At 71.0% G+C, this 11411-nt stretch carries 9 protein-coding genes; 8 read left to right on the top strand and 1 reads right to left on the bottom strand.

From position 1 onward, the window contains the following. Positions 1-160: 160 nt before the first annotated feature. The 5 genes from NBW84_RS10220 to NBW84_RS10200 all read left to right on the top strand — a co-directional run bounded on the left by NBW84_RS10220 (position 161) and on the right by NBW84_RS10200 (position 5923). Positions 161-943: an SDR family oxidoreductase gene (locus tag NBW84_RS10220; RefSeq protein ID WP_250283949.1), complete on the top strand. Its 783-nt coding sequence runs from the start codon at positions 161-163 to the stop codon at positions 941-943. 85 nt (positions 944-1028) lie between these two features. Next, on the top strand, positions 1029-1871 hold the full coding sequence (locus tag NBW84_RS10215; RefSeq protein ID WP_250283947.1) for a fumarylacetoacetate hydrolase family protein: 843 nt from the start codon (positions 1029-1031) through the stop codon (positions 1869-1871). Further along, positions 1868-2917 (top strand): acetaldehyde dehydrogenase (acetylating), encoded by a 1050-nt coding sequence (locus NBW84_RS10210; protein ID WP_250283945.1) that lies wholly within the window; start codon positions 1868-1870, stop codon positions 2915-2917. Before NBW84_RS10215 ends, NBW84_RS10210 begins: the two co-directional genes overlap by 4 nt. Then, positions 2914-4041 (top strand): 4-hydroxy-2-oxovalerate aldolase, encoded by a 1128-nt coding sequence (dmpG, locus tag NBW84_RS10205; RefSeq protein ID WP_250283943.1) that lies wholly within the window; start codon positions 2914-2916, stop codon positions 4039-4041. The genes NBW84_RS10210 and dmpG overlap by 4 nt, the downstream gene beginning before the upstream one ends. A 133-nt stretch (positions 4042-4174) precedes the next feature. After that, positions 4175-5923 (top strand): AMP-binding protein, encoded by a 1749-nt coding sequence (locus NBW84_RS10200; protein ID WP_250283941.1) that lies wholly within the window; start codon positions 4175-4177, stop codon positions 5921-5923. A gap of 93 nt (positions 5924-6016) precedes the next feature. Here the strand turns inward: NBW84_RS10200 and NBW84_RS10195 are convergent, their stop codons facing one another. After that, positions 6017-7303: a LuxR C-terminal-related transcriptional regulator gene (locus NBW84_RS10195; RefSeq protein ID WP_250283938.1), complete on the bottom strand. Its 1287-nt coding sequence runs from the start codon at positions 7301-7303 to the stop codon at positions 6017-6019. 774 nt (positions 7304-8077) lie between these two features. Here NBW84_RS10195 and NBW84_RS10190 point away from each other — a divergent pair. The 3 genes from NBW84_RS10190 to NBW84_RS10180 form a co-directional block, all read left to right on the top strand. Further along, positions 8078-9229: an acyl-CoA dehydrogenase family protein gene (locus NBW84_RS10190; protein ID WP_250283936.1), complete on the top strand. Its 1152-nt coding sequence runs from the start codon at positions 8078-8080 to the stop codon at positions 9227-9229. Beyond that, positions 9226-10149, top strand: coding sequence for an LLM class flavin-dependent oxidoreductase (locus NBW84_RS10185; RefSeq protein ID WP_445548346.1), 924 nt, complete (start codon positions 9226-9228; stop codon positions 10147-10149). The genes NBW84_RS10190 and NBW84_RS10185 overlap by 4 nt, the downstream gene beginning before the upstream one ends. Before the next feature lie 668 nt (positions 10150-10817). After that, on the top strand, positions 10818-11411 hold a 594-nt coding region (locus NBW84_RS10180; protein ID WP_445548686.1), incomplete at its 3' end, for a hypothetical protein.

Raw genomic sequence — 11411 nt, 5'->3', positions numbered from 1 at the left:
CCTTCACGGTGTGGCGGTTCCGCAACGGCAAGGCGTCGTACTACGTGGGGAAGTACCACTACCGGTTCGTCGCGATCGACGGGCGGCTGCGGATCCGGTCCAAGCGCGTGGTCCTGGACATGACCACCCTGCGCCCGGCCGGCGATCTTGCGATCATCCTGTGACCACCCCGCTGCGGGGCCGCACGGCGGTGGTCACCGGCGGGGCGACCGGGATCGGGCTGGGGATCACCCGCCGGCTGCTCGCCGACGGGGCCCGCGTGCTGGTCGCCGCCCTGCACCCCGAGGAGCTCAAGCGCGCCTACGGCGAGCTGGGTGACCACCGCACCGGTGTGGACCTGGCCGGGCACGTCGCGGACCTGTCCCGGCCGGGCGCGGGCGAGGACCTGCTGCGGGCGGCGGTCGACGCCTTCGGTGGCGTCGACATCCTGGTCAACAACGCCGGCGGCGGGGTGATCAGGCCGACGCTGGAGCACACCGAGCAGACCCTGCGGGCGACGATCGAGAACAACCTGTGGACGGTGCTGCGCTGCACGCTGGCGGTGCTGCCGCACATGGCCGCCCGAGGGTACGGCCGGATCGTCAGCATCGGCGCCGAGTCGGTGCGCAACGGGCTGGTGGACCATGCCGTGTACAACGCCGCCAAGGGCGGGGTGCACGCCCTGACCACCGGCCTGGCGCGTGAGTTCGCCACCGCCGGGATCACCGTCAACGTCGTCGCCCCGTCCTACGTGCGCACCCCGGAGCTTGACGCGGGCCTGCGCGCGGGCACGCTGCCGGACCGGCTGCTGCACGTCATCGACCGCGCCGTCGAGCTGATCCCGCTGCACCGGCCCGGCAGCGTGGAGGACGTCGCCGCGGCCGTGGCCTACCTGGCCCGGGAGGACGCGGGGTTCGTCACCGGCCAGGTCCTCAGCGTCAACGGTGGCAGCAGCATGGGCTGACCGCGGCCGCTCCGGCGGCCAGGAAGCTCCGGACAGGAAGATCTTCAGGACGGGAAGCTTCAGCACCTCGGGAGTACGTGTCACCATGACGAGCTCATCCACATCCACCAGCGCTGTGCCCGCCGGCGCCGTGCCCGGCCTGGAGCGGTACCGGCAGGCAGCCGACCGGCTGACGGCGGCGGCCCGGCAGCGCCGGCCCTGCCCGCCCGTGCGGGACCTGCTGGGCGCGTCGGACATCGCCGCCGCGTACGCGGTGCAGCAGCTGCTCACCAGGGCGGCGGTGGGAGCCCACCGCCGCCTCGTCGGGCACAAGATCGGGCTGACCTCCCCCGCCGTCCAGCGACAGCTCGGCGTCGACCAGCCCGACAACGGCGTGCTCTTCGCCGACATGGCCAGGGCCGAGGACACCCCGATCGACCCGGCGGACCTGCTCCAGCCGCGGATCGAGGCCGAGGTGGCGTTCGTCCTCGGCGCCGGCCTCGACCAGCCCGATCTTGATCTTGGGACGGCGCGGGCCGCGGTGGCCCAGGTCCTGCCGGCGCTGGAGATCGTCGACAGCAGGATCGCGAACTGGGACATCAGCATCGTCGACACGGTCGCGGACAACGCCTCCTGCGGCCTGTTCGTCCTCGGCGCCCACCGCCAGCCGCTCGGCGACCTGGACCTGACCACCCTGACCATGGCCATGACCGCCGACGGGCAGGTGGTCTCCGAAGGCGTCGGCGCGGCCTGCCTCGGCGACCCGTGCCAGGCGCTGCTGTGGCTGGCACGCACCGCCCGGGAGCTCGGATCCCCGCTGCGCGCGGGCGATCTGGTCCTCTCCGGCGCGCTCGGCCCGATGGTCCCCGTGACGCCCGGCAGCACCTACCGGGCGACCATCGCCGGGCTCGGCACCGTCACCGCATCCTTCCGGAAGGATCTGCCATGAGCACCAAGGTCGCGGTCATCGGCTCAGGGAACATCGGCACCGATCTGATGATCAAAGTCATGCGGCTGTCGTCCACTCTGGAGATGGCTGCCATGGTGGGCATCGATCCGGACTCCGACGGGCTGGCCCGCGCGGCCCGGCTGAAGGTGCCGACCACGGCGGACGGTGTCAAGGGCCTGATCGACCTGCCGGGCTTCGACGAGATCGGCGTCGTGTTCGACGCGACCTCGGCAAAGGCCCACCTGGCGAACGCGCGCGCGCTGGCCGGGTACGGCAAGCGGCTGGTGGACCTGACCCCCGCCGCGATCGGGCCGTACGTCGTCCCGGCGGTCAACCTCACCCAGCACCTCGACGCGCCCAACGTGAACATGGTGACCTGCGGTGGGCAGGCCACCATCCCGATGATCGCCGCGGTGTCCCGGGTGACCCGCGTCCGCTACGGGGAGATCGTGGCGTCGATCGCCTCGAAGTCGGCCGGCCCGGGCACCCGCGCGAACATCGACGAGTTCACCGAGACCACCGCGCGCGCCATCGAGGTCGTCGGCGGCGCGGACGTCGGGAAGGCGATCATCATCCTCAACCCGGCCGAGCCGCCCATGATCATGCGCGACACCGTGCTGTGCCTGGCGGACGACGCCGATCCCGGCGACATCCGCGCCAGCATCGCCGCCATGGCCGCCGAGGTGGCCCGCTACGTGCCCGGATACCGGCTCAAGCAGCAGGTCCAGATCGCCCCGGTCGACCCGGACGAGCCGCTGCGGACCCTGGTCGGCGACGCCGGCCCGCGGCCGGTCTGGAAGGTGTCGGTCTTCCTGGAGGTCGAGGGAGCCGCCCACTACCTGCCGGCGTACGCCGGGAACCTCGACATCATGACCTCGGCCGCGCTACAAACCGCTGAACGACTGGCCGCCGCGGGGCCACCGGCCGTCGCGTGGCCCGCGGCGGCGGGGGAGCCGGTAGCGTCACCGTCGGTGACACCGGCAGCGTCACCGGCGGTGACACCGGCGCTGTCAGCCGTCCCAGCCAGCTCGGAGGTGGCCCTGTGACCCCGCCCAGGCTCTACATTCAGGACGTGACCCTGCGGGACGGCATGCACGCCATCCGTCATCGCCTCGCCCCGGAGCGGGTACGCACGATCGCCGCCGCGCTGGACGCCGCCGGCGTGGACGCCATCGAGGTCGCCCACGGTGACGGCCTGGCCGGCGCCAGCCTGACCTACGGGCCGGGCAGCAACAGCGACTGGGAGTGGATCTCCGAGGCCGCCGAGGTGATCACCAACGCCGTGCTCACCACCCTCCTGCTGCCGGGGATCGGCACCATCCACCATCTTGAACGGGCCTTCGACCTCGGCGTCAGGTCCGTGCGGGTGGCCACGCACGCCACCGAGGCCGACATCAGCCCGCAGCACATCACCCGGGCCCGTGAGCTCGGCATGGACGTCTCCGGCTTCCTGATGATGAGCCACCTGGCGCCCCCGGCCGAGCTGGCGCGGCAGGCGAAGATCATGGAGGACGCCGGCGCGCACTGCGTGTACGTGACCGACTCCGGCGGGCGCCTGACGATGGGCGACGTCCGCGACCGGGTCCGCGCCTACCGGGACGTCCTCGACCCGGCCACCCAGATCGGTGTGCACGCCCACGAGAACCTGTCGCTGTCCGTGGCCAACTCGGTGGTGGCCGTCGAGGAAGGCGTCACCCGGGTCGACGCGTCGCTCGCCGGCCAGGGCGCCGGCGCCGGCAACTGCCCGATCGAGGCGTTCATCGCGGTGGCGAACCTGCTGGGCTGGCAGCACGGCTGCGACCTGTTCGCGCTCCAGGACGCCGCCGACGACATCGTCCGCCCACTGCAGGACCGGCCGGTGCGGGTGGACCGGGAGACGCTGGCCCTCGGCTACGCCGGCGTCTATTCCAGCTTCCTGCGGCACGCCGAGCGGGCGGCCCGCGAGCACGGGCTGGACACCCGCGACATCCTGGTGGAGGTGGGCCGCCGCGGCCTCGTCGGCGGCCAGGAGGACATGATCATAGACGTCGCGCTCGACCTCGTCGCGGCCGGCGCCGCCCGGGGCGGCGCGGTTCCCACCGGCGTTGGCGGCAACGACGCCGTCCTGGCCGGCGCTGTCGGCGGTGGCGCCGTTCCCGCCGGCGCTGTCGAAGCCGGGCGGCCCGGGTGAGCGCGGCGGCACCGGCTGCCGCGCACCGGCCGCCGGTCGTACGGATACTGGTCGTACAGTCGCTGACCGCACAGCTGAGGGCCGCGCAGCCGGGAGTCCCACCGCTCACGGAGTTACCACTCAGGGAGGACAGTTGACATCGCAGACGCCGGGTGCAGGTGGTCTGGCCGCGTTCCGCGCGGCACGGGACTTCCTGCTCGCCCACCGGGAGGACTACGACAGCGCGTACGCCGGGTTCCACTGGCCGGAGCTGACGGAGTTCAACTGGGCGTTGGAGTGGTTCGACCATCTCGGCGCCGACCCGGACAGCTCCGGCCGGACCGCGTTATGGATCGTCGAACAGGACGGCTCGGAGCGGCGTCAGACCTTCGCGCAGCTCTCCGCCCGCTCGAACCAGGTGGCCAACTGGCTGCGCGGGCGGGGCGTGACGCGTGGTGACCGTATCGTGCTCATGCTGGGCAACCAGGTCGAGCTGTGGGAGACGCTGCTCGCGGCGGCAAAGCTCGGCGCGGTCGTCATCCCGGCGACCACGCTGCTCGCGCCCGCCGACCTGCGGGACCGGATCACCCGTGGCCAGGCCCGCTACGTCGTCGTCGGCACGGCCGACACCGACAAGTTCGCCGACGTGCCCGGCGAGTACGACCGGATCGCGGTCGGAGCGCCGGTGGCAGGCTGGGCCTCCTACGCCGACGCGGCCCAGGCGCCCGCCGCGTTCGTCCCGGACGGTGTGACCCGGGCCAGCGACCCGTTGCTGCTCTACTTCACCTCGGGCACCACCGCGGCCCCGAAGCTCGTCGAGCACACCCACGCCTCCTACCCGGCCGGGCATCTGTCGACGATGTACTGGATCGGGCTCACCCCCGGTGACGTGCACCTGAACATCTCCTCGCCGGGCTGGGCCAAGCACGCGTGGAGCAACGTCTTCGCTCCCTGGAACGCCGGGGCCACCGTGCTGATCTACAACTACAGCCGGTTCGACGCCGCCGCGCTGCTGGCGCAGATCGACCGGTGCGGGGTGGACAGCTTCTGCGCGCCCCCGACGGTGTGGCGGATGCTGATCCAGGCCGACCTCACGGCGGTGCGCAACCCGCCGCACAAGATCGTCGGCGCGGGTGAGCCGCTCAACCCCGAGGTCATCGAGCAGGTGGAGAAGGCCTGGGGGGTGCGCATCCGGGACGGCTTCGGGCAGACCGAGACCACCGTGCAGATCGCCAACTCACCGGGCCAGCTCGTCAAGCCGGGCTCCATGGGACGGCCCTCGCCCGGGTACCGCGTCACGCTGGTCGACGTCACCACCGGGAAGCCGGCGGAGGAAGGTGAGATCTGCCTGGACCTCGCCCAGCGCCCGCTGGGGCTGATGGTCGGCTACCGCGACGACGCCGTGCGCAACGCCGAGGCGATGGCGGGTGGCTACTACCACACCGGTGACGTGGCCTCGCGGGACGCCGACGGCTACATCACCTACATCGGCCGCGCGGACGACGTGTTCAAGGCGTCGGACTACCGGATCTCGCCGTTCGAGCTGGAGAGCGTGCTGATCGAGCATCCCGCCGTCGCCGAGGCCGCCGTCGTCCCGTCGCCGGACGCGATCCGGCTGGCGGTCCCGAAGGCGTACGTGGTGCTCGCTGACGGTCACGCGCCCGACCGGGACACCGCGCTGTCGATCCTGCGCCACGCCCGCCAGCAGCTCGCGCCGTACAAGCGGATACGCCGCCTCGAGTTCGCCGAGCTGCCCAAGACGATATCCGGCAAGATCCGGCGGGTGGAGCTTCGCCGCCGGGAGGAGGAACTGCACCCGCTCGGCGCCGCCGTGGACACCGCGGGCGGTGCGGCGGCTTTCCGTGAATACCTCGACGAGGAGTTTCCGGAGCTGCGGGGGTGACGTTGTTCCCGGAACGGCGGGAACGGTCCTGCCCGGGCCCGCCGTTCCGGGGCACGCCGGTAACGGCGCGCCGGGAGCAGGCGTCCGATTGTTTCAGCTGTGCCAGTGGGATTTCTTCCCGGAGGAGCCGGTGGGTTCCGGCTGACGACGCTGCATCGTGTTCAGATAGCAGGATACCGCCTCCGCCCGGTTGGTGGCCCCGAGCTTGCGCAGGATGTGTTTCACATGCACCTTGACGGTGCCCTCGGAAACCATCAGGCGGGTGGCGATCCGCGCGTTGGTGGCACCGTCGGCCATATGCCGCAGAACTTCGATCTCCCGGCGGGTCAGGGGTGAGTCCACAACGTCTTCGATCGCTCTGGCCAGCACGTTCGTCCCGATATCCCGGACGGGCTCGACAGGCGCGCCGGGGAGTTTCAGGGAGCCGGGGGGTTTCAGGGAGACGTCGTCCTCCGTGAAGGAGGCCATCAGGTCGGAGATGCCCGCCGTATAGGTGCACAGCTGGTCGCGCAGGGCCAGCATCCGGTCGGCGAACACGGCGCGCTCGATCGCGTAGCCCAGGCCCTCCATGAACAGGCCGATGGCCTCGCGGTCCAGGGTGTCCACGTGCCGCTGGTCGGTGTATGCGTCGGCGTGCATGAAGCCGATCACCGTCGACATCGACACGATCGGTGCGGCGACGTAGGAACGCGAGCCGGTAACGATCTTTAACAGGGGATGTACCTGCGGGTTCGCCTGGGCATCCTTGATCAGGATGGGCTGCCGCCGGTGGACCATGCCGGTCTCCAGCACCTGCTGGTCGAGCAGGACGGGGTCCGTGCTGCCGGCCTTCACCATCAGCGCGGCAAGACCCGGGTCGCCGCGGACATAGGCCGACCTCGCCACCCAGCGGGAGTTCTGGATCTGGGACAGCAGGGCGCGGCCGAAACCGAGTTTCTCGACTTCGGCGGGCGCCCTGGTGATCAGGTCCTGGACCGTGGAGAGGTCCCGCAGCCGGCTCAGGGTATTGCGTACGTCGGCCAGCGTCGACGTACGCTGGGCCAGCATCGCGTCACGCAGGGATATGCGGGCCTGACCGAGCCGGGTGAGTGCCGCGATCAGTTCCGCATGCGTCTCCGCGCCGATCCGCTCCACGCCGGCGGCGAGCCGTTCGGTAATGGCGTCCTGGGCCGCCGCCAGGGTCATCTCCGCGGTATGTGGATCCAGCGGGGTGATGCTCAGCGGCGCACAGTCCCAACCGGTCAGCCTGGCAACCAGCTGGAGAATGGAACGCGCGCGTTCGAGTTCTCTGCGCGGCAGTTCGGGACGGCGGGAGAACCAGCCCTCGCCCCGCGCCGGGTACGGGCGCCCGCCGCCATCACCGGCGTTGGTCGTGGGCATGATGGCCTCCGTTTCCTCGTCATCGAGAGCCGTCCGGAACTCGAATCGCGGTCGGTGCCGCCGGGGCGACATGCGGGCCGGTCCGCCTGACGCGGAAAGGCGTTGTTGGTCCAAGAGGCATTGCTGGTCCAAGATTGAACAGTAGGACGACGGCGCGCTCCGGGCCAGCGCGCGCCGGGTTCCAAGAGGGTTCTGAAGGGATTCCGCGAGGCCCGCTCCGGTGCTTGGTCGTCAGCGTACATCCGTTTGGTGCGGGGCCCGGTGTGGCTGCCGGGCATGCCCCGCCGGCGGCCGGTTCCGGTTCTCGTTGGACGCTGGGTTCTCACGTTCCGTAATGATCTGGACCGGCTCGGCGGAGGCCCGCCGTGCCGGCGCCCGCCGTGCCACCGTACCGGCGCGTCCCGCGGGCCCGAGGCCGTGACCATCGGTACAGGGCGCTGACTCGTTGCCGGTCGGTCCTGGCTGGGTCATGATGCTGAAAGGCCGCATGTGGCGATCTTGCGGATGTTGTGGTGTAACCGGACTGGGCACCGGTGCCCCCGATCCGGTCGGGATGCCGGTGTCCCACTGTCGGCGGCCGTGTCCCGGCGGCGGCGTCGGTGACGCGGCATCACCGGCGTGCACCTGCCGGTAGCAGGCTGTGCGCGATCGTGGCAAGGAGATCGTCTTTTGTGGCGGCGTGCTGGTGCGGCGTCGTCCTGGGCATGGGACAGGCACAGCGGCCAACGCGATCGTAGCTGTCGCGTTCCGCGCCTTATTTTAAGGCGGAATAAAATGATCTCTTTCGAGTTCTCCGAAGAGCAGGAGGACTTTCGGCGTGCGCTCGTCCAGTTCACTGAGGATGTACTGCTGCCCGGCTATCGGGACCGGGCGGCCCGGACGGATTACCCGTTCGGCATCCAGCGTCAGCTCGCCGATCTCGGTGTGCTCGGTATCGGCCTGCCCGAGCAGTTCGGCGGCACCGGCATCGAGGATCCGATCACGCTCGGGCTGGCCGCGGAGACACTGGCCTACGGCGACGTGAACATCGCGTCCGCGCCGGTGCAGGTCGGGCTCGTGGGGTCACAGCTGGCGCACGGCAGCGTGGCCGTGCAGAAGGAGTACCTGCCACGGCTGATCGCCGGTGAGATCACGGTGGCGATCGCGCTCACCGAGCCCGGCTCCGGATCCGACGCGGGCGCGCTGCGCACGGTCGCCGAGCCGGTGGCCGGCGGCTGGCGGCTGCGTGGCGAGAAGACCGCGATCTCGTGGGCCTGCAACGCCACCGCGGCGCTGATCTACGCCCGCGAGCCGGGGTCCGCGCGTTCGCAGGGGGTGAGCTGCTTCGTCGTCCCGACCGACGCCCCGGGTGTGACCGTCAGCCACCTGCCGGGGATGGGCTGCCTGCCGCTGGGCTGGGGGTCGATCCACCTCGACGAGGTGTTCGTGCCGACGGAGAACCTCATCGGTGAGTACGGCCGGGGCTTCCACAGCGTCATGAACCACTTTGATTTCAGCCGTGCCGCGCTGGGCCTGATGTGTCTCGGCGCGGCCCGGGCCAGCCTCGACGAAGCCGCTGACTACGCCCTGCAGCGGGAGGCCTTCGGCCGTCCGATCGCCGAGTACCAGGGCGTATCTTTTCTTCTTGCCGAGCAGGCAACCTATCTGGAGGCCGCCCGGTGGCTGTGCTACCGGGCGTTGTGGCTGCGCCATGCCGGCCGGCCGCACACCGCGCATGCCTCCATGAGCAAGTGGTGGCCGCCGATTGTCGCCAAGAACGCGATCGAGGCGGCGATGAAGATCTACGGAAATCTCGGCTACGCGACCGAGTTCCCGCTGCAGCAGAGATTCCGCGACGTCATGGCCTATCTGGTCGCGGACGGCACGGCGGAGATCCAGAAGCGCATTATCGCCAAGGACGTTCTGGGTGGGAGGCACAGGAATTGATCACAGTGGGGCTGGACGTGCACGAGTCGATTCTCTCGACGAGCCCGCGGCAGCGGCGTGATCTGCTCGGTCGTGCCCAGGCCGCGGGGCTCGACCACGTGGTCGTCGCCGACCACGTCAGCTTCTACGGCGGCCGGGGCTTCGACGGGCTGGTGTCCGCCACCGCCGCCCTGACCAGCAACGACGATCTGCCCGTGCTGCTGGGCGTCTACCAGCTCGCGCTGCGGCACCCGATGACCGTCGCCCGCCAGCTCGCCTCGGTCTCCCAGCTGGCGCCGGGCCGGCTGATCCTGGGGGTCGGCGTGGGCGGGGAGGACCGCTCCGAGCCGCTCAACTGCGGCGTCGACCCGTCGACCCGGGGGCGCCGCCTCGACGAGAGCCTGCGCGTGCTGCGCGCGCTGGCCTCGGGCGAGGCGGTCGACCACAGCGGGGAGTTCTTCGAGCTCAAGGACGCACGGGTGCTGCCGGCCCCGCAGCCCAGGATCCCGATCGTGATCGGCGGCTCGTCGGCGGCCGCGGTACGGCGGACCGTACGCTTCGGTGACGGCTGGCTGGGGATCTTCTGCTCCGCCCGGCGCTTCGCCGCGACCCGCGAGCAGATCGCCGAGGTGGCCCAGCAGGAGGGCAGGCCGCTGCCGTCCTGGTACGGGCTGAACCTGTGGTGCGGGATCGACGCCCAGGCGAGCAGGGCCAGACAGCTGGTGGCCGAGCGGATGGAGCGGCTCTACCACCTGCCCTACGAGAAGTTCGAGCGGCTGGCGCCCGCCGGCACGCCGCAGCAGGTCGGGGAGTGGCTGCTGCCCTATCTGGAGGCCGGCTGCGAGCACCTCACGCTGGTGGCGACCAGCACGAGCTGGGAGGCCGGCGTCGAGCACACGGCCGAGGTGAAGCGCTACCTGCTCGAGCACGCGCCGGCCTGATCCGCCCTGGGCGCGCCCGGCCCTCGTTCCGCTCCGGGCGCGCCCGCGGGAGGCCCGGATGTTCTTACCGGCCGACATCAACAAACTATCAACGCGAAACACCGGCCGAACAAGCAGCGTACGATCATGCTTTCCGCGCGTTCTCCCAGCTCCCGGGGAACCCGGGCCTGCTGCCGGCGGGAAAGCCGTTCTCCGGGTGGGCCATGGCCTATCCGATGACCTGCCTGGTGGCCCACCTGTCGTCGTGAGCTCGTTGCCGTCGGGGGAAAGCCTCTCTTTGGAGGGGCAACTACCCCTCCACCGGGAGATGTGATCCGGCACACAGAACGGTACCGTTCGTTCCTGGCGCGTTGCCTCGCCGAGCTGTTCCCGGCAACGCGAATACCGTAACAATCCCGGTCGGCGATGGCATCACAGGAGGAGATGCTGCCGTGCTGGTAGACCGTCAGACGCGTGCGGGACAAACATTGCCCGCGGTCATCCCGTCGAGGATCTCCACCGGCAGTTGGTGAGCCTGGCCAGAGCGGGCGTGAATACTCGCGCCCGCGTTTCGCCCTGGATTATCCGGTTGCCGGAACGGCTGTGATGAACCGTGACGCGCACACGGTCCGCCGAGTGCGCGTCACACCGCCGGCCGGCTCGGTACGTCGACGAAAGGAGGCATGGGCATGGCCGGTTCCACGGGGAACGGCTGGCTCGACGGCGTGGACATGACCGCCGTGGTGCGCGGGAGCTCGCGTGGGTTCACCGTGCTCGTCCTCGGCGGGCTCATCGCCCCGGCCGTGGCGACGGTGTCCGGGGCCCTTGGCGTGCTGATCCTCACCGGTTCGGCCGCGGCCGCCTTCGTGGCGGCGGCGCTGCGCCAGGGAACGACCACCGACGGTGGGCGACATGGCGCGCTGGCCGCGGTCGGGGCCTATCTGCTGGTACTCCCGCTGGTACTGCTGGCGCAGGCTGGACGGAATCCGGCGCAGATCTCGATGACCCTCGCCGCCGCGGTGGTCGTGGGGTTCGTGGCCGGCTCGGTGACTGCCCGGCGGCGGCCCGCCCACGGCCGCGCTGGTGGCGCCAACACCCACAGCGCCGCCGCTGGCCGTAACGCCGCCGCTGGCCGCAGCGGTGCCAGTGGCCGCAGCGGTGCCGGCAGCCACAGCGCTGCCAACGGTCGCAGCGGTGCTGGCAGCCACAGCGCTGCCGGCGGTCATAGGGGTACCGGTGGCCATAGTGCTACCAGTGGCCGTGGTGCTGCCCCTGGCCGTAGC

It is taken from the genome of Protofrankia sp. CiP1_Cm_nod2 (assembly GCF_920664355.1).
Taxonomy (GTDB): Bacteria; Actinomycetota; Actinomycetes; order Frankiales; family Frankiaceae; genus Protofrankia.
Note: the sequence above shows the minus strand (reverse complement) of the source record. Positions and strands in the feature narration are given on the sequence as shown.